Annotated in this window: 18 protein-coding genes; 9 read left to right on the plus strand and 9 right to left on the minus strand. The window is 64.4% G+C overall.

Features of this window, described 5'->3' with window-relative positions:
• Positions 1-241 precede the first annotated feature (241 nt).
• Positions 242-733 (minus strand): DUF3489 domain-containing protein, encoded by a 492-nt coding sequence (locus ACMV8A_RS13240; RefSeq protein WP_495326347.1) that lies wholly within the window; start codon positions 731-733, stop codon positions 242-244.
• Between the two features lie 11 nt (positions 734-744).
• Positions 745-981: a hypothetical protein gene (locus tag ACMV8A_RS13245; RefSeq protein WP_495326348.1), complete on the minus strand. Its 237-nt coding sequence runs from the start codon at positions 979-981 to the stop codon at positions 745-747.
• A gap of 106 nt (positions 982-1,087) precedes the next feature.
• On the opposite strand from ACMV8A_RS13245, the gene ACMV8A_RS13250 reads away from it, so the two are divergent.
• The 8 genes from ACMV8A_RS13250 to ACMV8A_RS13285 all read left to right on the plus strand — a co-directional run bounded on the left by ACMV8A_RS13250 (position 1,088) and on the right by ACMV8A_RS13285 (position 13,470).
• On the plus strand, positions 1,088-1,303 hold the full coding sequence (locus ACMV8A_RS13250; RefSeq protein ID WP_226151836.1) for a helix-turn-helix domain-containing protein: 216 nt from the start codon (positions 1,088-1,090) through the stop codon (positions 1,301-1,303).
• A gap of 15 nt (positions 1,304-1,318) precedes the next feature.
• Positions 1,319-2,923 carry a site-specific DNA-methyltransferase gene (locus tag ACMV8A_RS13255; protein ID WP_495326349.1) on the plus strand — a complete coding sequence of 535 codons (1,605 nt, stop codon included), beginning with the start codon at positions 1,319-1,321 and terminating at the stop codon, positions 2,921-2,923.
• A 3-nt stretch (positions 2,924-2,926) separates the two neighbouring features.
• Complete coding sequence (locus ACMV8A_RS13260) at positions 2,927-5,629, plus strand: DEAD/DEAH box helicase (RefSeq protein ID WP_495326350.1); 2,703 nt, start codon at positions 2,927-2,929, stop codon at positions 5,627-5,629.
• Positions 5,629-8,151: an McrB family protein gene (locus tag ACMV8A_RS13265; protein WP_495326351.1), complete on the plus strand. Its 2,523-nt coding sequence runs from the start codon at positions 5,629-5,631 to the stop codon at positions 8,149-8,151. The genes ACMV8A_RS13260 and ACMV8A_RS13265 overlap by 1 nt, the downstream gene beginning before the upstream one ends.
• A 16-nt stretch (positions 8,152-8,167) precedes the next feature.
• Positions 8,168-9,484 carry an McrC family protein gene (locus ACMV8A_RS13270; RefSeq protein ID WP_495326352.1) on the plus strand — a complete coding sequence of 439 codons (1,317 nt, stop codon included), beginning with the start codon at positions 8,168-8,170 and terminating at the stop codon, positions 9,482-9,484.
• A gap of 107 nt (positions 9,485-9,591) precedes the next feature.
• Positions 9,592-11,943: a TOTE conflict system archaeo-eukaryotic primase domain-containing protein gene (locus tag ACMV8A_RS13275; protein WP_495326353.1), complete on the plus strand. Its 2,352-nt coding sequence runs from the start codon at positions 9,592-9,594 to the stop codon at positions 11,941-11,943.
• Positions 11,944-12,691: 748 nt separating this feature from the next.
• Positions 12,692-12,970 (plus strand): type II toxin-antitoxin system TacA family antitoxin, encoded by a 279-nt coding sequence (locus ACMV8A_RS13280; RefSeq protein ID WP_495326354.1) that lies wholly within the window; start codon positions 12,692-12,694, stop codon positions 12,968-12,970.
• Entirely contained in the window at positions 12,967-13,470 is a 504-nt protein-coding gene (locus ACMV8A_RS13285; protein ID WP_495326355.1) for a GNAT family N-acetyltransferase, read from the plus strand. The genes ACMV8A_RS13280 and ACMV8A_RS13285 overlap by 4 nt, the downstream gene beginning before the upstream one ends.
• A 118-nt stretch (positions 13,471-13,588) precedes the next feature.
• On the opposite strand, the gene ACMV8A_RS13290 is transcribed toward ACMV8A_RS13285, so the two are convergent.
• The 3 genes from ACMV8A_RS13290 to iscU form a co-directional block, all read right to left on the minus strand.
• On the minus strand, positions 13,589-14,779 hold the full coding sequence (locus ACMV8A_RS13290) for a Fic family protein (protein WP_495326356.1): 1,191 nt from the start codon (positions 14,777-14,779) through the stop codon (positions 13,589-13,591).
• A gap of 219 nt (positions 14,780-14,998) precedes the next feature.
• The gene (locus ACMV8A_RS13295) at positions 14,999-15,664 is read right to left on the minus strand and encodes an energy-coupling factor ABC transporter permease (RefSeq protein WP_495326357.1); all 666 of its coding nucleotides are present in this window, start codon (positions 15,662-15,664) and stop codon (positions 14,999-15,001) included.
• 103 nt (positions 15,665-15,767) lie between these two features.
• A complete protein-coding gene (gene iscU, locus ACMV8A_RS13300) occupies positions 15,768-16,145 on the minus strand; it encodes a Fe-S cluster assembly scaffold IscU (protein ID WP_495326358.1) in 378 nt (125 codons plus the stop codon).
• A 142-nt stretch (positions 16,146-16,287) separates the two neighbouring features.
• Between iscU and ACMV8A_RS13305 the strand changes: the two genes are divergently transcribed.
• A complete protein-coding gene (locus tag ACMV8A_RS13305; RefSeq protein ID WP_495326359.1) occupies positions 16,288-17,505 on the plus strand; it encodes an MFS transporter in 1,218 nt (405 codons plus the stop codon).
• A gap of 3 nt (positions 17,506-17,508) precedes the next feature.
• On the opposite strand, the gene ACMV8A_RS13310 is transcribed toward ACMV8A_RS13305, so the two are convergent.
• The 4 genes from ACMV8A_RS13310 to fliJ form a co-directional block, all read right to left on the minus strand.
• Positions 17,509-17,946, minus strand: a complete 438-nt coding sequence (locus ACMV8A_RS13310; protein ID WP_495326360.1) for a DUF1249 domain-containing protein — start codon at positions 17,944-17,946, stop codon at positions 17,509-17,511.
• Between the two features lie 16 nt (positions 17,947-17,962).
• Positions 17,963-18,676 carry an RNA polymerase sigma factor FliA gene (locus ACMV8A_RS13315; protein WP_495326361.1) on the minus strand — a complete coding sequence of 238 codons (714 nt, stop codon included), beginning with the start codon at positions 18,674-18,676 and terminating at the stop codon, positions 17,963-17,965.
• A gap of 108 nt (positions 18,677-18,784) precedes the next feature.
• A complete protein-coding gene (locus ACMV8A_RS13320) occupies positions 18,785-20,095 on the minus strand; it encodes a flagellar hook-length control protein FliK (RefSeq protein ID WP_495326362.1) in 1,311 nt (436 codons plus the stop codon).
• Between the two features lie 123 nt (positions 20,096-20,218).
• A complete protein-coding gene (gene fliJ, locus ACMV8A_RS13325) occupies positions 20,219-20,674 on the minus strand; it encodes a flagellar export protein FliJ (RefSeq protein WP_495326363.1) in 456 nt (151 codons plus the stop codon).
• Positions 20,675-20,704 lie beyond the last annotated feature (30 nt).

Below are 20,704 nucleotides of genomic sequence, written 5' to 3' on the forward strand. Positions count from 1 at the left end.
CGGGCACGGAAACGACGCCCCAGCCAGACGACACGGGTCCTTCCTGGCCGAAAAGCCATGCGGGGGGCGCGAGCGCAGCATTTCGCTACCGTCCGACCAGAAAACAAGGTTTGCAGGGTTTGCGGTTTGCAGGCCGGCGCCGCCGACACGGCCAGCGACAGGAAGGACGGCCAGGGTACGCAGCTCGTGCGTACCCCAAGGGTCGGACCTGAACTCCGACCCCTTGCGGCGCGGCTGACCGTCAGCCGATGCGGTACACCCGCTCGCCGGCTGCGTTGTGCGTCAGCACCACGTTCAGGCCCAGGCGCTTGCGCAGCAGGCCCGAGATCGCGCCGCGCACGGAATGCGGCTGCCAGCCGGTGGCCAGCATGAGCTGCAGGTTGGTCGCCCCCTGCGGGCGGCGCAGCGCCAACACGAGGGCGGCGATCTTGGTGCCGGGGCGGACCGGGATGCCCTCCAGAAGTTGGAGGTCGTCAGGGGTGTCCACTTCTTGGAGGCCCTCTGCCGTCGGCGGGGCGGGCCGCTTGCGCCCGGCCACGGCGTAGCCGGCGTCGGTCACCACGAAGCCCCCGTCACTGGCCTCGATCCACTCGCGCCGCATCAGCGCCGTCATCGCCTTGGCCCGCGCGCCGCCGCGCAGGTTGGCGGGCGGAATCACACGCCCATCGGCGCGGCGGGCGGCGGCACGCAGTAGCAGGGCCTGGGTCGGGGTGAGCTTGGGCAGGGTTTCCATCGCGGCCTCCGTCACTCGGACCGACCGTCGAAGATGGCGAGCAGGTCGTCGAGCGCCTGCTCCACCCGCCCCAGGTCGCCGACGTGGCCCCAGTGGACGGCGTCGGGGTCGTGGCCGAAGTGGTCGTCGGCCAGCTGCTGCAGCCGCGCCAGCTTGGCGTGGATCTGCACGGTGCGCGCGGCGTAGGCCGCGCGAGGGTCGTTGTGGCGCATCGGTGTCTCCGGGTTGATCGCGACGCCCTGATTCACGCGCTGTTCCGCCCCGAAGCCAAGCTTGGGCGATCACGTTTCGGCTGATAGACTTTCATCCGGTTTAATCCACCTGAGGCGCTTCCAGTTGGCAAGCGCGGACACCATGACCACAGAACCGTGGGTTTCCGTCGAGCAGGTCGCCCAACACCTGGGCGTGGCCAAGGACACCGTGTACCGCTGGCGCGAGCACCGCGGGCTGCCGGCGCACCGCGTTGGGCGCCTGTGGAAGTTCAAGCTGTCCGAAGTGGACGACTGGGTGCGCGCCGGAGGCGCGGATGAAGAACAAAGCGCGGGCGGCAACAACGCCCGCAAGAACTGAAGGTTTTGATGCGCCATGCCCACACTGAACTGGATCGGCAAGGAAGCTGTCGTCAAGCATCACAAGGAAGTGCCCTTCCGTCTCCTGGAGCCGGTGCCCGAGCTCTCCTGCGGCGACAGCGGCAGCGGCAACCTCATCGTGCAGGGCGACAACCTGCATGCGCTCAAGGCCCTGCTGCCGCGCTACGCCGGCCAGGTGAAGTGCATCTACATCGACCCCCCCTACAACACCGGCAACGAGGGCTGGGTCTACAACGACAACGTCAACAGCCCGGAGATCCGCAAGTGGCTGGGTGAGGTGGTTGGCAAGGAAGGCGAGACGCTGGACCGGCACGACCGCTGGCTGTGCATGATGTACCCGCGCCTGGTGCTGTTGCGGCAGTTCCTGCGCGAGGACGGCGCGATTTTCGTATCCATCGATGACAACGAAGTGGCCGCGCTACGGTTGGTGATGGACGAGATTTTTGGGGCGAAAAATTTTGTGGCGACCGTCCTGTGGCAGAAGGTTTTTGCGCCGAAGAACTCTGCTCGCCATTTTTCTGAGGATCACGATTACATTGTCATTTACGCTTTAAACGCGGACAGTTGGCGCCCTAACCTGATTCCTCGTGACGAAGGCGCGAGCGCGAGATATAAGAATCCGGATAATGACCCACGTGGCCCATGGACATCGGGCGACTTGCAAGCACGCAACTACTACTCTGAAGGAACCTACCCGGTCACCTGCCCATCTGGTCGAGTCATATCCGGTCCAGGAAAAGGAATGTACTGGCGAGTATCAAAAGCCAACTTCGACCGCCTGAATCAAGAGGGGCGTATCTGGTGGGGCGAGTCTGGGAACAATATGCCTCGCCTCAAGCGCTATCTCTCCGATGTAAAGGATGGCGTGGTGCCACAGACAATGTGGTTTTACAAAGATGTCGGGCACACTCAGGAAGCGAAAAAAGAACTGCTCGAACTGGTCGACTTCAACACGTCTGACGACGTTTTCATCACGCCGAAACCCACCCGGCTCATTCAGCGCATCCTGCAAATCGCCACCGACAAGGATTCCCTCATCCTCGACTCCTTCGCCGGCTCCGGCACCACGGCCCATGCCGTGCTCAAGCAAAACGCCGAGGACGGCGGCAAGCGTCGCTTCATCCTGGTCGAAATGGATGAAAACATCGCCCGCAATGTCACCGCCGAACGCGTGCGGCGCGCCGCGCTGGGCTACACCAATGCCAAAGGGCAAGCGGTGACTGGCCTTGGCAGCGGCTTCCAGTTCTGTCGTCTGTCCGCCGAACCGCTGTTCGATGCCGACGGCCAGATTCGCCGCGACGTGACCTTTGCTCAACTGGCCGAGTTCGTCTGGTTTGCCGAAACCGGCACAGGCTTCACCGGCACCGCCGATTCGCCACTGCTCGGCGTGCACGAGGGCCGCGCCATCTACCTGCTCTACAACGGCATCCTCAAAGACCGCTCTGTCGCTGGCGGCAACGTGCTGACCGGCCCGGTGTTCGATGTGCTGCCTAAGTTCCCCGGCCCCAAAGTGATCTACGCCGCTGCCAACCGCATGGGGGCCCGCACAGCACGCGAGGGCATCACCTTCAAGCAAACCCCTTACGCGCTGGAGGTGTAAAGCATGAGCACGTTCGCGCCCAAGACCTACCAGCAGCAGGTGCTCGACAGCGTCGAGGCCTATTTCAAGGCCTGCCACGAACTGCCGTCGCCGTCGATCGCCTTCACCGCCACCACGGAGCGGCTGTGGGGGCGTGGTAATGCGTACAACCCGCTTTCGGGCTTTCCGCCCGACATGCCGTACTTCTGCCTGCGCGTGCCCACCGGCGGCGGCAAGACCTGGCTGGCGGCCAAGAGCGTGGCGTTGGTCAATACGCATCTGCTGCGCTGCGAGCACAGCGTGATCCTGTGGCTGGTGCCGAGCAAGCCCATCCGCGAGCAGACCTTGCGGGCCCTGCGCGACCGCCTGCATCCGTACCACGCGGCGCTGCGAGAGGCCGGGCCCATCACGGTGATGGATCTCGACGAGGCCAAGAGCGTGACCCGTGCGACGCTGGACACCTCGACCACGATCATCGTCGCCACCCGGCAGGCGTTTCAGGTGGAGGACGAAGAGTCCCGCAAGGTGTACCAGAGCAGCGGCGCGCTGATGCACCACTTCGACAACCTGTCGCCCACGCAGCGCGACGGCCTATTGAGCGACGGCGAAGGTGCCGAACGCACGACGCCGTGCTCGCTGGCCAACGTGCTGCGGCTGCGCCGGCCCTTCGTGGTGGTGGACGAGGCACACAACAGCCGCACCGAACTGGCCTTCGACATGCTGGCGCGCTTCCGCCCCAGCGGCGTGATGGAGCTGACCGCCACGCCCGACCTGGAGCGCACGCCCAGCAACGTGCTGCACAGCGTCTCCGCCGCCGAGTTGAAGGCGGAGGAAATGATCAAGCTGCCCGTGGTCCTGGAAACCGAGCCGAACTGGCAACAGTGCCTGGCCGATGCCATCGGCCGGCGCGATGCCCTGCACAAGCTGGCCGATGAGGAACGCCGCGCGGGCAGCCCCTACCTGCGGCCGCTGGTGTTGATTCAGGCGGAGCCACGACGCGCGGGGGTGGAGACGCTGGACGTTGAGCGCGTGAAGAACGAGCTGATCTCCAACCACGGCATTCCGGCCAGCGAGATCGTCGTGGCCACCGGCGAGGAAAAGGGGCTGGAGCAGATCGACGCCGACTACAAGCTGGGCATTGCCGACCCGGCCTGCCCGGTGAAGTTCGTCATCACCCAGAAGGCGTTGGCCGAGGGTTGGGACTGCCCGTTTGCCTACATCCTGGTCAGCATGGCCTCGCTGTCATCGGCCACGGCAGTGGAGCAGTTGCTCGGGCGCGTGTTGCGTCAACCCGGCGCCAGCCATCGGCAGGCCAAGGCGTTGAATCAGTCCTACGCCTTCGTGGTCTCACGCAACTTTGCCGAGACGGCAGGTGCGCTGAGAGACCGTCTGGTGGCGGGCGCGGGCTTCGAACGACGGGAGGTGACCGAGTTCGTCACCGCAGCCAAGGCTGAGCAGGCGCGGCTGGACTTGGAAGGCCACGCCGGGCGCGTTGTGGTTCGGCCAGTGGCGATCACGTTGACGGAAAAGCCCGATCTCAAGAGAGTGCCCAAGCCGGTGCGCGACAAGGTGAGCTGGGACGGCAAGCTCAACACGTTGACCATCACCACGCCGCTTACCGAGGACGAGACCGAAGTGCTCAAGGCCTCGGTAACCAGCGATTCGGCGGCGGCGGCCATCGTCGAGGCGGCCGAGATCAGCCGGACAACGGCCATCGAGTTCTTCCAGACGCCGGCCGAGTTGGGGGAGCGCTTCCGCGTGCCACAGCTGGCCTTGCGCGTGCAGGGTGAGCTGCAACTGTTCGACGACCCGGAGGTTCTCGACTACCCGTGGGACTTGTCGACGTATGACGCCGCGCCGACAGGTGACGACATCACCGCGCTGGGCGCGGGCCTCAAGGTCTCCGAAGGCGGCGAGATCGATGTCGATGGCGAGAGCGGCAAAGTCGTCTCGCGATTCCTACCCGATTTGCAGCGTGACCTGGGGCTGGTCTATCAGCCCGAGCACTGGGACGAGGTACGTCTCGCGACGTGGCTGTGCCGGAATCTGCCGGAGCCGTCACTCACCCACGCGAGCAAGCAAGCCTTCGTGGCCAAGTGGCTGACCGAACTGTTGCGCCGTGAGGGCTTCACGCTGGCCCGTGCGAATCTGCAGAAGTTCATGCTGCGCAACCTGTTGGAAGCACGCATTCGTGAGCTGCGCAGGCTGGCTGTCGGCAAGGCGTTCCAGCAGGCACTGTTTGGCGACGATGCGGCATCGCGCGTCGCGGTGACGGATCAGTACGCCTTTGAGTTCCACGCGCAGGCCTACGCGCCCAGCCGTGACTATGACGGCCGTTTCGGGCACTTCGACTTCCGCAAGCACTTCTACGGCCGCATCGGCGACTTCGACAGCAAGGAGGAGTTCGAGTGCGCCTGCTGGCTGGACATTCAAGCGCAGCAGGGACGCATCCAGTTCTGGGTGCGCAACCTCGTTCGACGCGAAGGCAGTTCGTTCTTCCTGCAGAAGGCCGACGGGCGCTTCTACCCTGACTTCCTGTGTCAGCTGCCGGGCAGCGCAGACCAGCCCGGCCCGATCCTCGCCGTCGAGTACAAGGGCGCGGATCGTTGGGCTGGCGCGGAAGATGACCGGTTGATCGGCGGCCTGTGGGCGAACCTGTCCGAAGGGCGCTGCCGCTTCGTGATGGTCAAGGACAAGCGGTGGGATTGGATCGAGGAGAAGCTGTGATGAGCGACTTCCAGCGGCAGTACGCCCTGTGGGACGAGTTCCTCGCAACGTGGCCGCGCACCCGCCTGGCCACGATGACGCTGGACGAGTACACCCAGGCCGGTTCGAAGGACAGCTTCACGTACTGGATCGAATCTCGCCTCGATGAGATGGGAAGTATCTGGGGCGGGTCGGCATTCAAGTTCGGCGTGTTCTCGCGCGGCAACACCGACGATAAGAAGTCGGATACCAAGCTGAGCTACTCGGACACCCACGGCTGGTATTCATCGCTCGGTGCGACGGCTGAAGAGGCCTTTCAGAAGGTGCGCGGTCACGTCGTGCAGGTAGCGGACCTCGCCGCCCAAGGTGATCTCGATGGCATTCAGGCCTTCGATCACCTGGGTGAGGCCATCAAGTGGAAGATTGCCTTCCACTACCAGGACCGGCAGGCACCGGTGATCGTGGACATCTTCAAGCGGGCTCCGTTGGCCGTATTCGTCGGCGGCACCGCGAGCCAGAGCATGGCCACCTTGCAAAAGTCGGCGCTGGCGAGACGGCCCCCCGATGTCGGCATTCTGGAGTTTGGCCGTCAGGTATGGGAGGCGTGGAGCGTGAAGAATCTGGCGATCTGGAAGCTCTCGCACGGCAACCCGCCCAATTTCACCGAGGCCGAACGCCAGCAATACCTGGAGGGTCAGTGGGCGGTGATGCATCGCGATACCGGCAAGGAGCAAGGCAAGAAGTTTGCCGAGGCGCCGGTTGGCACGCTGTTCTTCCTCTGCCACGGCAACAGCCCGCAGCGCATCGGGCAGTTCACTTCGGAGGCCATGCCCTGCGACAAGGGAGATGGCTGGTTACAGCGCAGCTACCGTGTCCTCAAGCCCGCCCAGCGCACGGATCGCTACACCGCCAACTCCAAGGGATGGTCGCCGCAGGGCAATTCGACCTTCTGGCAGGTGGGTGCGCACGACCTGCCCGAGTTCGAGTCCACCTTGCTCAAGCCTTACTTCGGCACGGACTTGGCGGAATTGGCCGCGTTGGCCGGTGAACCCATCGAGGCAGCCAGTCTCGGAACCGCCGCTACACACACGCCCGCACCAGCGCACGCGCCGACGCCGATCACGGCCAGCAAGCCCGTCGCGACCTGCGTGAACCGCATCTATTACGGCCCACCGGGAACCGGCAAGACGTACACGCTGACCCGGTTGCTCAAGCGCGACTACGAGCAGCCGGCGAAATCGATCTCCACCGAGGCCTGGCAAAGCCAGCTCATCGCCGAGAAGATCGCCGTACTCAAGTGGTGGGAGGGCGCAGCCGCCGCACTGTATGACCTCGGCGGCAAAGCCAAGGTGGCGGACATCGCGGCGCACCGATTCATCCAGGCCATCACCGCGGCCAATGGGTCAAACCGCAATGTGCGACAGACGCTCTGGCGTACCTTGCAGAACCACACCGTGGACGAGTCCACGACGGTCAAGATGAAGAAGCGCCTGAGCCCGGCTGTGTTCGACAAGACGGTGGACTCGGTATGGCAGTTTGCCGGTGACTGGCAAGAGGCCTGCGCGGATCTGATCGCGCTCGTCGAACAACTCAAGCAGGGGCAGCAAGACGCCGGCGCCGTGCAGCGCTACAGCTTCGTCACCTTCCACCAGTCCTACGGCTATGAGGATTTCGTCGAGGGCCTGCGGCCGGTGCTGGCCGGCGAGGCGGAGGCAGGCGAAGTGGCCTACGAGATTCGCCCGGGCGTGTTCAAGGAGCTGTGCCGCAAGGCGCGTCAGTCGCCCGATCAGCGGTTCGCGATGGTGATCGACGAAATCAACCGGGGCAACATCAGCAAGATCTTTGGCGAGTTGATCACGCTGGTTGAGGCCGACAAGCGCGACCCGCTCGATGGCAGTAGTCCGCCCGCGGAAGTGACCTTGGCCTATTCGGGTGAGAAGTTCTCCGTGCCCGCCAACGTGGACATCATCGGCACGATGAACACGGCGGATCGATCGCTGGCCTTGCTGGATACTGCCCTGCGTCGTCGTTTCGAGTTCGTGCCGCTGATGCCCGACACGCGCGCCGAGAAGGATCCTGCTGACCCAGACAGTGCGCCGCTGGCTGCGCTGGTGGTTACGACGGATGCGGGGGTGATCGATATCCGCTTGCTGCTGCAGCGGATGAACGAGCGCATCGAGGCGCTGTACGACCGCGACCACTGCATCGGCCATGCCTACTTCACAGGCCTCGCAGACTCCGAAGACGGGCCGCCGCGGTTCGAGGCCCTGGCCGCCACATTCCGCCACCGCATCGTCCCGCTGCTGGAGGAGTACTTCTTCGAGGACTGGCGCAAGATTCGTCTGGTGCTGGCGGACAACCAGAAGGGCGACCCGGCGATCCAGTTCATCCGCGAGAGCGTTGACCACGAGCAGGACCTGTCCACCCTGTTCGGCAATGACCACGGGCTCGACAGCTACGCCACCAAGCGGCGGTACAGCCTGCAGGAATCGGCGTTCTCGCAGCCGCTGGCGTACATGGCGATCTACCAGGCGACCGCCTGAGGGTCGAGGCGGGCGAATGGCCGGCATCACGATCTACGAGTTCGAGGCGCTGGTGGCGATGGCGCCCGGCGCGCCCGATACCGGTGGATTCCACCCGGTGCCGCCCAGCGTCTTCACCTGGCTGGAATCGCAGGCGCTGCGTGCTGCCGAGGCGAGCGAATCGGCCTGGGTTCGTGTCACGCAGCGGCGCGGCCGCAGGGCCGTTCAGGTCACCAGCTTTGTCGGCGTGATCCGCGCCCCGGATGGCTTCCAGATCGAGGTACTGCCGAAGGTCGGCAAGTCGATCGGCGGTGGTGATGCGCAGGCTCGCCGGCTGCTGGTCGAGATGCTGCGCTGCCTAGGCGGTTTCCGCCACGTCCAGACCGACAGCGCCAAGCTCGTGGCCACGCGCATGCCTTTGCTGGAGGTGTTCATTGGCGAGTTCCTGCGCGCCGTGGAGCACATCGTCAAGCGAGGCCTGCGCAACGACTATCGCTTGCGTCAGGACAACGTCATCGCGCTGCGCGGCAAACTGCAGATGGCCATGCACCTGCGGCAGAACCTGTGCCGACGGGATCGCTTCTTTGCGGAGTTCGACGAGTTCTCGACCAACCGGCCCGAGAACCGCTTGCTGCACGCAGCGCTTCGGCGCGCCCTGTCGTGGACGGCGGCGCAGGCGCATCAGCAACTCGCTCGTGAGCTGTGCTTTGTGTTCGCCGAGGTGCCGCAGTCGGAACGACCGGCCGTGGACTTCTCCAGGGTTCGTCTGGATCGCGGTATGGGGCACTACGCCGATGCCCTGGCATGGGCAAGGCTGATCCTGGGAGATGAATCGCCACTCACCGGGGCGGGTGGTCATCGGGCGCCGTCACTGCTGTTCCCGATGGAGGCGGTGTTCGAGGCCTATGTCGCCAAGCATCTTGCTCGACAGCTGGCGCCCCCGTTCACGCTGCGAACGCAGGCACGCAGCTTCTCCTTGGTTCGGCATCAGGAGCAGGACTGGTTTCGCCTGAAGCCGGATCTGCTCGTCCAGGAAGCGGGCAAGAACCGCCTGGTGCTCGACACGAAATGGAAGCTGCTCGACGACAGCAAGGCGACGGGTGCCGACAAGTACGGACTGGATCAGGGTGACTTCTATCAGCTGCACGCCTATGGTCAGAGCTACCTCGATGGTCAGGGAGACGTGGTGCTGATCTTTCCGAGGACGGATGCCTTCGACCGGGCGCTGCCCGTGTTCAATTTCCCGAAGTCCAAGAGCCTGCGGCTATGGGTGCTGCCGTTCTGCTTGCGCGAGCGCGTGCTGGTCCTTCCGACCGATGGCAGTCTCGATGTCTGGTTTTCGGCGGGACATTAAAAGCTGGCGATTGCCCGGACGGATGGACCATCCGAGGCGCAACTTCAAGTGGCATGACATGTTTTGCATCGATCCGGTAGACGCCGCAATTCATGAGCGCCGGCACGATGGCCGACAGCGATGAACTTTCGGCGTTGCGCGCCGAGAACTCCCGTCTGATCGCACTGCTCGAGTCGCACGGCATCGAGTGGCGTGCGCGTCAGCAGCCCACTCCGCCGCCTGTGGAGTCATCGAGACTGTCCACCGACGAAAAGGTCGCGCTCTTCCGGCGCCTGTTCCGCGGCCGCACCGACGTGTTCCCCGTTCGATGGGAAAGCAAGACCACCGGCAAGTCGGGCTACGCGCCAGCCTGCGCGAATGAGTGGCGCGCCGGCGTGTGCGAGAAGCCACGCATCAAATGCGGCGATTGCGCCAATCGCATGCTCATCCCGCTGTCGGACGCCGTGATCTACAAGCACCTGGCCGGCGATCACACGGTCGGGGTGTATCCCCTGTTGGAGGACGACAGCTGCTACTTCCTGGCTGTCGACTTTGACGAGGCCGAATGGCGGGATGATGCACAGGCATTCATGCAGTCGTGCGCAGAGCTTGGTGTGCCGGCGGCGCTGGAGATTTCGCGCTCCGGTCAGGGGGCTCACGTCTGGGTGTTCTTTGCCGACCGGGTGGCGGCGCGCGATGCCCGCCGCCTGGGCACGGCCATCGTCAGTCATACCTGCGCGCGCACGCGGCAGCTCCGCCTCACGTCTTACGACCGGCTGTTCCCGAACCAGGACACGATGCCCAAAGGTGGGTTCGGCAATCTGATCGCCTTGCCCTTGCAGAAGGGTCCGAGGGAAAGGGGCTTCAGCGTGTTCGTCGACGCCGAGCTGCGCCCATACCCGGACCAATGGGCATTCCTGGCCTCCATCCAGCCGATGGCCGCGCACGACATCGAGCCGACCATCCTGCGTGCCACGGGTGGCGTCCATCCGCTGGACGTCACCTTCATCGACGACGAAGACCTGGCCACGCCGTGGAAACGCGAGAGCACTTCGACCAAGAAGCTGCCCGGGCCGATGCCAAAGTCACTAAGCGTGACGCTGGCCAACCTGATCTATTTCGAGAAGGCCAAACTGCCGCAGGCGCTGGCCAACCGCCTGATCCGGCTGGCAGCGTTCCAGAACCCCGAGTTCTACAAGGCGCAGGCGATGCGGATGTCGGTGTGGGACAAACCGCGTGTCATCGGCTGCGCCGAGAACTACCCCCAGCACATCGCGCTACCCCGAGGGTGTCTGGATGCCGCCCTGTCACTGCTGCGTGAAAACGGCATCGTCTGCGACCTGAGAGACGAACGCGTTGCCGGCCAGCCGCTGGACGTGTCTTTCGTCGGCAGTCTGCGTCCCGACCAGGAAGCCGCCGTCGCGGCGATGCTGCCCTTTGATGCCGGGGTGCTGTGCGCACCGACCGCCTTCGGCAAGACGGTGACGGCCGCCGCGATGATCGCGCGCCGGGGCGTCAATACCTTGGTGCTGGTTCATCGAACCGAACTGCTCAAGCAGTGGCAGGAGCGGCTGCAGGCGTTTCTGGGCGTCGGCAAGGGTATGGTCGGCACCATTGGCGGCGGCAAGGCCAAGCCCACCGGCAGGATCGACATCGCCGTGATGCAGTCCTTGTCTCGCCAGGGCGAGGTGAACCCGCTGGTCGAGGACTATGGGCAGGTGATCGTCGACGAGTGCCACCACGTCGGCGCAGTCTCCTTCGACGCGATCCTCAAGCGGACCAAGGCGAAATACGTGCTGGGCCTGACGGCGACCCCGATTCGCCGCGACGGGCAGCAGCCAATCATCTTCATGCAGTGCGGGCCGATCCGCCACACGGCGGCTACCCCGGCCGGGGCACCGCACGACCTGGAGGTGGTGCCGCGCTCGCGCCATGCGCGGATCGATCTCCCGCCAGATGCCGGGATCCAGGACGTCTTCCGACATCTCGCCAACGATCAGGCCAGGACCGAGGCCATCGCCGCCGAGGTGCGCGATGCCTTGACGCAGCGGCGGAAGGTGCTGGTCCTGACCGAGCGCACGGAGCATCTCGACGCCATCGAGGCGGCCCTCGGCAGCCTGGAACCGGCGCCTTTCGTGCTGCATGGCCGGATGTCGAAGAAGCAGCGCGCTGACCTCATCGCCCGGCTGGACGCGCTGCCGCCTGACGCGCCCCGAGTCCTCCTGGCCACCGGCAGGCTGGTCGGCGAGGGCTTCGACCATCCGCCGCTGGATACGCTGGTGCTCGCCATGCCGGTGTCCTGGAAGGGCACGCTTCAGCAGTACGCCGGGCGTCTGCACCGGGAACACGCAAGCAAGACCGACGTGCGGATCATCGACTTCGTGGACACCGGCCACCCGGCGCTGCTGCGGATGTGGGACAAGCGGCAGCGTGGCTACCGGGCGATGGGGTATCGCATCAGCAGTGAAGATTTGAAGTGAGGTGTGAATTCGCCAGTGCCTGCAGCAACCCGCGCCAGTGCTCATAAGCTCGGGAGGCCGGTCGGCAGATGGTCAGCCACCCACCACCAATAACAAAACCCCAACCGTTCTCGGTTGGGGTTTTTTATTCGCGCCATCCCTGGCGCTCACCCTTCGGGCCGTCGCTTCGCGACGTTCGGCGCCGCTCCTGCGGCGCACGTCTTGCCTGATCGCGCCGGTTCCCGCGTGTTGTTGGGGGTTCCTGCGGAAGCCTGCGGACTTCGCCGGTCAGCCCGTCAGCCAGTTTCGCGCCGCATTCCACTCTCTCCTGGCCATTCCTCGCTCCGGCCTCTCTCCCTGGAACTGGCCCAAAGTCCGCACGAGCACCGCAGGAGCGGTGCCGAACGGCCATAGGCCGGCCCGTTAGGGTGAGCGCCAAGGATGGTGCGAATAAAGGCCGCAATGCAGCCTCATATGGATCAAAGGGTTACGCGCGGACGAATCAAGCGGTTGGATTGCTCACCCCATCCCTGGGGTTCGCCCCTGCGGGGCCGACTTCGTCGTCCAAATTCGCTCCCAGTGAATTTGTGCAGCATCGGGTGGCGAAGGAAACGCTGCGGTTGCGTTTCATCGGTAGTTATCGAGCACTACCGACACATTGCAACGCGGAAGTACGTGTTTGGATGGTGGCCAAAACAAGAAACGTCTTATCAGGACAATGTCCGGACACCTACAATAGAGGCATCCAAGATCCGTCCGGAGGGGCACCATGAGCACCCTGAATCGTTCCAAGACCGAACGCATTGACGTTCGTGTCAGCACGCCGGTCAAGCAACTGCTGCAGGAAGCCGCGCGCGCCTGCCACAAGAACGTCAGCGAGTTCCTGCTCGACGCGGGGGTGACGGCGGCCGCGCAGACGCTGGCGGATCGTCGCCAGTTCGTGCTCGACGACACACAGTGGCAGGCGTTCCAAGAAGCACTGGATCGGCCTGTGCAAAGCAAGCCGCGTCTGAAGAAGTTGCTGCGTGAACCCGGGGTTCTGGATTGAGCAGTGCTTACTCTTCTGTTCGCAAGCTGGCGGCGACGGATCAGGTCGATGCTTTCGACTGCGGCCAGGCCGCGCTGAACCAGTTCCTGCAGCGCCACGCGCTCGTCAACCAGAAGGCCAACAGCGCGCAGACCTATGTCTGCTGCCAGGGTGAAGTGGTGGTCGGCTTCTACAGCCTGGCCGTTGGTAGCGTCGATCCAGAAGCCGCGTTGTCGAGAGTGATGAAGGGGCTGGCGCGCCACCCGGTGCCGGTCATGATCCTGGCCCGGCTCGCCGTGGACAAGGAACATCAGCGTAAAGGTCTGGGCCAGGCCTTGCTCAAGGATGCGCTGCTGCGTACCGCGCAGGCCGCCGACATCGCCGGCATTCGCTGCCTGTTGGTCCATGCCAAGGACGACGCAGCACGGCAGTGGTACGAATCGTGGGAATTCGAGCCCAGCCCGACTGATCCGTACCATCTGTTCCTGATGCTCAAGTATCTCAAGGGCATGTTGAGCTGAGGTGGTGTCTCCACCTCAGAGCCCGACTCTCTCCCGCTGCTCATCCCACAGCGCTGGCGGATCGACCGCAAGATCGAATAGCGTCTTCGCCCGCGAGCCAAGTCAATTCCAGCCACGACTACTCCGGCAGGTCGTTCAGCTCGTAGCTGGTGCTGCGCCCACCTGCATCCGATTTGCGCAGCACGCCCCGCGCAAGCAAGTCGTTGATGTCACGCAGCGCCGTGTCCGGCGAGCACTTGGCGATGGCCGCCCACTTGCTGCTGGTGAGCTTGCCTTCGAAACCGTCGAGCAGCTTGTTCAGTAACTTCACCTGCCGCTCGTTCAGAGGTGTGGTCGCCCAGCGCTGCCAAAACCGGGTCTTGGTCAGCACGGCATCGAGTGTGTGCTGCGCCTGATCGACGGCGCGATGGAGCGTGTCGAGGAACCAGGCAAGCCACTCGGTGACGTCCATCGACCGGTTGTCAGGCACATCCCTGTGCCTGCCCCCTTCGGGGCTGGCGCGAAAATTTGCTCCCGGCAAATTTTTCTGCGTCTGCTCCAGGATGTCGTAGTAAGCCTTGCGTTCGTGTTGGATCTGCGCCGACAAACTGTAGAAGCGTTGCGGACTGCCATCGGCACGGGCCAGCAACAGATCACCGATGGCTCGGGCGATACGGCCATTGCCGTCGTCGAACGGGTGCAAGGTGACGAACCACAGGTGGCCCAGGCCAGCTTTGATCAGCGGCGGCTCGTTGGATGCACCGTTCAGCCAGTCGAGGAAGCGGCCGGTTTCGGCCTCGAGGCGATCAGCGGGCGGCGCTTCGAAATGCACCCGCTGGCGGCCGATGGGGCCGGACACCACTTGCATGGGGCCACTGGCGTCATCGCGCCAGCTGCCGACCTTGATCTTGGCAAGACCGGAGTAGCCGGTAGGAAACAGCGCGGCATGCCAGCCGAACAGACGCTCCCGCGTTACCGGTGCCTGGCAGTTGGCCGTGGCATCCAGCACCATCTCGACCACGCCCTCGACGTGCCGATCGACCGGCGCAAGCGCGCCGATGTCCACGCCCAGCCTGCGGGCGATGGACGAGCGCACGGATTCGACGTTGAGCTGCTCGCCCTCGATCTCGCTGGTCTTGACCACGTCTTCGGTCAGTGCCGCCAGGCTCGCCTGATCGCGCAGGGCCATGCCCACGTCGGCCAGGCGACCCATCAACAGTCCTTGGGCGCGGCTGACCTCAGCCATAGGCCCAGCCAGTGCTGCCAGGTCGAAGTGCCAGTTCGGCCAGTCTTTGGACTGCCAGATGTATTGGTAATCACCGCTATTCATGCGGAGATTATGGGCCGCGATCTCCGCATGAGCAAGTTATTCGCCGCATTATATGCGGTGAATATGGCGCCATTCGCCGCGTAGTGAGTCGCCTTGCCCCGGGAATGGGGAGAAATGGGTGTGTTACTGGTTGTGGCAACAGACGCAGGTTGGATTCCGGGTTCAGGAACTGAACCGACCCCGAAAGCAGATGAGCCTGCGCAGTCTCCCCTGCCGCTCTCACTTGCCCGCGATGTAGCGCCGATCATCGAAGGTGATCAGCCAGTGCGGTTTCATCAAGGCCATGCCGGTAATCAACATGCCGGTCATGAATCCTTCACCGAACATCATCAGTGGCACATAGGGCAGGTAGTTGCGCATCACGACGTCCAGACTATACGGCCCAAACCCCACCAACAGCAGCGAGCCAGCCGTTACCGTGAGCGCCATGGCCAGGCCGGCGCAGAAGAATGCATTCACCAGGGTATAGACAAAGAAATGATGCGGCAGATACCAGACGGCCAGACGATAGACGGCATGGCTGAACAGGACCGGCAACGCGCCCATCACCAGGGCGTTGATGGCGAAGGACTGCCAGGGTATGACGCCGTTCAGCACGCTGCCGGCCAGCACCAGGCTGATGGCAACCAGAGCGACCTCCCAGCCATACATGAGCATGAACAGGGTGCCGCCGAGCAGGTGGAAGGTGAGTCCCGGCTTGATGCCGGCCTTGAGGCTCCAGATGAGCAGCAGCAGGACACAGCTGCCGAGCAGTACGTGGAGCAGTTCCTTGTTACGAAAGCGCGGCCACGGTGCGCGGCGCACCGCCTTGAACAGCAGCAGGACAAACAGTGCCGTGGCGATCCAATGCAGCCAGGCGGGCAGGAGGACATAGGGCAGATTCATGGGGGCTCCACCGATGATAACCGCACGTAGTATGGCAGAAATGCGAAAAGTAAAAAAAAGCGCGGCATCGCCGCGCTGTCGTCCAAGAGGGGGGAGAGACGACTTACTGCTTGCTGCGGTAGTCGGCAATGGCCGCCTTGATGGCGTCCTCGGCCAGCACCGAGCAATGAATCTTCACCGGCGGCAGGGCCAGTTCCTCGGCAATCTGGCTGTTCTTGATCTGCGCCGCCTCATCCAGGGTCTTGCCCTTCATCCATTCGGTCACCAGAGAACTGGAAGCAATGGCCGAGCCACAGCCATAGGTCTTGAACTTGGCATCCTCGATGACACCGTCGGCGCGCACCTTGATCTGCAGGCGCATCACGTCGCCGCAGGCCGGCGCGCCGACCATGCCGGTGCCCACATCCGGCGCTTCCTTGTCTAGGGCGCCGACGTTGCGCGGATTTTCGTAGTGATCGATGACCTTGTCGCTGTATGCCATGTCGCACCTCAAATTGGCTTGAATACGCACCCCTGCCCAAGGCAGGGTTAATAACTAAGTGTTTTAGTCAAGATTAGCCGCCACGACGTTACCCGTCAAGCGGCGGTATAATCGCGTCTCACCTTCCGCCTGCCGCAACCCCATGCTGTCGCATCTGTTCCGCTCCCTCCGCCACCCGCAGTTCCGCCTGTTCTACTTCGGGCAACTGATTTCGATCACCGGCACCTGGATGCAGAACATGGCCCAGGCCTGGCTGGTCTACCGCCTCAGTCATTCCACCCTGCTGCTCGGTGTGGTCGCCTTCGCCGCCATGCTGCCGGTGCTGCTGTTCGGCCTGGCCGGCGGCATGCTGGCGGACCGCCTGCCACGCCGCTCGCTGCTCATCGCCGCCCAGTTGGTGGCCATGGTGCAGGCTTTGCTGCTGGCCCTGCTGGTCTTCGCCGGCTGGGTGGAAACCTGGCATGTGGTGGTGCTGGCCTTCGTGCTGGGCCTGGTGCATGCGGTGGAAATGCCCAGCCGGCATTCCTTTCTTGCCGAACTGGTGCCGGCGCAGGACCTGCCCAACGCCATCGCGCTCAACTCCTCGATCTTCAACCTGGCGCGCTTCGCCGGCCCGGCCATCGCCGGCGCCCTGGTGGCCGCCTATGGCGAAGGACCGGTGTTCCTGCTGAATGCGCTCAGTTTCCTGGCGGTGCTGTGGGGGTTGCTGCACCTCAGCGCGGGGCGCAGTGCCGCCAGCGAGGCGGCGCAAAGCCAATGGCGCCGTCTGCGCGAGGGGCTGGACTATGCCTGGGATAACCGGCCGATCCGTGCCGCGCTGATCCTGCTCACCGTCGGCAGCCTCACCGCGCCGACCTATACCGTGCTGATGCCGGTGTTCGCCCATCAGGTATTCGGTGGCGGCGCCGGACAACTGGGCCTGCTGCTCGGTACCGCCGGTGCCGGCGCCCTGCTCGCCGCCATGCGCCTGGCCTGGCTGGGCGGGCAGCAGCACCTGAGCAACAACATCGCCCTCGCCGCCCTCACCGCCGGCGCCGGCATGCTGCTGTTCGCCAATACCACGACGCTGCCGCTTGCCCTGCCCCTACTGCTGCTGCTGGGCTTCGCCATCACCACCATGGCCACTTCCATCAACACCCTGATTCAGATGCAGGTGCCCAACCAGTTGCGCGGGCGCATCATGGCGCTGTTTGCCGTGCTGTTCATCGGCATCACCTCGCTGGGCAACCTGCTGGCAGGCTACACAGCCACGCACCTGGGCGTGGTCACCACGGTGATGCTGGCGGGGGTGATATGCGCCGGCGCCGGCGCGACCTACAAGCTGGCGGCGATGAAGTCGAAAGAGGGAACGAAGGGGTAAGACTCAGGACTGCTCGACGGCCACATGCCCGTGGCGGCGGCACTGCTGCAACATATCATGCAACAGGCGGTTCACCTGGTGGCGCTCGTCGCGCTGAAACCCCTCCGCCATGCGTGCGGCATAGGGCGGCGGGATGTGGGCACAGTCCTGGTAACCGGTCACCTCGGCCAGGCGCGCATCGTGATAGATACGGACCTTGAGCCGCAGCGGCGGCGGCAACTGACCGTCGCCACCAAAGGGCGTGGTCAGGGTGAGATGGGTGGTATACGGGCCGGTATCCTCCTCCACCACCACGCGCAGCGCGCCGCTATGGGAGCCCAAAACAAAACAGGCACCGGGCCGCAGCCGCGGCAGCAAACGACGCAGCAACAGATAGTTCTCCTCGAACAACCATAACGGGTGCGGCTGGGGTTTGCGGCGGGAAAGAGGGCTGCGGTTCATGGGCAAAGAGTAACGTTTATTTGCCCAACCAGTCGCCCAGTCGCGCGCGCAGACGCACATGAGCCTGACCGAGCAACTGACTGACGCGCGACTCGCTGACATTGAGCACGGCGCCGATCTCCTTCAGATTGAGTTCCTTGTCGTAATACAGACTGAGCACCAGTCGCTCGCGCTCCGGCAAAGTTTCGATGGCGCCGGCCAGACTGGTGGCGAAGCGCTCATTCTGAATCGCGCGCAATGGCGCCGGTTCGGCGTCCGGCTGTCCATCGCCCATGGCCGATTCATCCAGACCCAGGTCTTCGAAATTGGCCACCTTGCAGGTGCTGGCGTCGAGCAGGATCTGGTGGTACTCGTCGAGGGATATCCCCATCTCGCGCGCCACCTCCTTGTCGGTGGCATCACGTCCGGTGTCCGCCTCTACCCGCTGCACCGCCTCGGCCACGTCGCGCGCCTTGCGATGCACCGACTTGGGCGCCCAATCGTTGCGGCGCAGTTCATCCAGCATGGCGCCGCGCACGCGGATGGAGGCATAGGTCTCGAAGCTGGCGCCCTGCGCCTCGTCGTAGTGGCGCGCCGCATCCAGCAGGCCGATCATGCCGGCCTGGATCAGGTCGTCGACCATCACGCTGGCGGGCAGGCGGCCGATGAGGTGATAGGCAATACGCTTCACCAGCGGCGCATAACGCGTCACCAATTCGTCATCACGGCGTATTCCCTGGGCTGTGTACATGCAGGCGTCTGGGCATCTGGAAGGTGCCTGCGATTATGGCACAGGAGAGAAACAAAAAGGCCCGGGACAGCGCCGCCGTCCCGGGCCTTGTCAGCGTACCAAACCACCTCAGGCGTAGTAATCCACCTCGCCCAGGCCGGCGCCCCCACGCAACGGCGTTTCCGCGACGACGACCTCATCGTTGCCTGCGGCTCCTCCCTGGCCCTGCTGGCCACGTTCGTGCCCATTGCCGAAACCGGCCGCCTGCTCACGCTGCCGGTCATGCTGGGACACCTCCGACTGCGCCAGATTGAGACCGCCATCCTGCAACATGTCACGCAGGCGCGGCATGGCCGCCTCCAGCGCCTCGCGTGTCACCGCATGGTGCGCCACGAAGGCCACCGAGGCCTGATCCTTCTGCACCGACACATGCACCTCGATGGGCCCCATATTGCGCGGGTTGAGGTGGATCTGCGCCTCCTGCAAGCCCTGCTTGGCCATCCACACCACACGCTCGGCCATGGCCTGATCCCAACCCGCCTGGCGCAACGGTACATCCAGGGCCAGCGTCTGCACCGGCGGCGCGGCAGGCGCTGCTGTCGGCCCTGCGGCCGCAACGGTGCTCACCGTCGAGGCCGCCATATTCATCGGCGGCGCTGGCATCTCCTTCGATACGGTCAGACCGGCCAGCTTGAACAACGCCTCGGCGCCCTGACCTTGACTCTGGCCCTGACGGCTACCGCCGTCGCTACGCTGACCGTCCAACTGCGCCGTCACCGCCTGCAAGCTCTTGAGAAAGGCCGGGCTTTGGGAATCTCCCTCCGTGACAGCCCCCGGCTCTTGCTGCGCCGCGCGGCTTACGACCGCCTGTTCACGACCGCGACCTGCCGCCGCCAGCGCATGCATCCAGCGCGGCAGCTCGGCGGTGTCAGCCTCCTCCACCACCTCGGTTGCCACGACCTCGGCCGTATCGGCGGCAATCACCGGCACGGCGGGCGGCAAGAAATTGCCGCTCTCCGCGGTCTCGGCCGGCAACGCCACGTCATCGGCCAGAACGGACGGCGACTCCATCACCGTATCCTGCGGGAACAACAAAATGACCGGTGCGGCGTTTTCGCTGGGCGCCGCCTCGTCGGCTGAGGTCTCCGCCGCCGTGGCAGGGGTAGTTTTCACCGAGTCCGTTGGCGCCTTGTCGGAGCGCGCAGTTTTTGCCGCAGCACGCTCCTGCGTGGCGGAATCAGCGCGTTTTTCCGTGCCGGACGGCTTTACCGCCTCCCGCACCACCGGCTTCCTTCCTTCGGCCGCCTGGTTCATCTGCCCCTTCAGGGCATCGCCGAACAGCCCGGAGGAATCCTGGCCGCCGGCGTCCTGACGCCGGGTGCTACCAGCGCCCCCCACGGGTTGCAACAGATCCGCTATTCCGCTTTTGGCATTCAACATGACGTCTCTCCGAATCGTTTGCCTGTGCTCTGGCATTTACACAGCAAATCACGTGCCACAGTTCATTGCTTGCACTTTCCTCCACCTCCCGACGGGGCAGAGGCGATACTCAAACCGCGCGATTTACTCTTCGTCCTTACCCAAACGGGCGCGCACGCCGTGCTGGGCCATCTCATCCACCGCCTTCTGTTCGCGCTGCCCCTGCTCGTACTGTTCCTGCTCACTGTAGCGTTCGACCACCTTGTCCAGACTCTTGCTCTTGCCGTAGGCCTGCTGCCACAACTGCTGCTTCTGGACACACACACGGGCAGCGCTCTGCACCACCTGCTGCTGCTGCTCGATGGCCTGATTCAGGCTGGCCATGAAGCGGTGGAACTCCTGAAACCGTGCCGCACTGATCCCGGCGCTACCCTGCACCTGAAAATTGCGGACATATTCGGCCTGATAGGCGCGCAACTCGGCCAACCGCCCCTCCTGCTCCTGCAGCAGGCGCTGCGCATTGCCCAGTTCCTTGGCCGCATCCTGCTCGCGCATCTCGGCGATGCGCAGCACCGGTTGCATGCGTTTTGAACGGGTCATCGCCACCACCACCTTTCTTCATGACATCCA

The sequence above is a fragment of the Sulfurivermis sp. genome, from assembly GCF_059410345.1.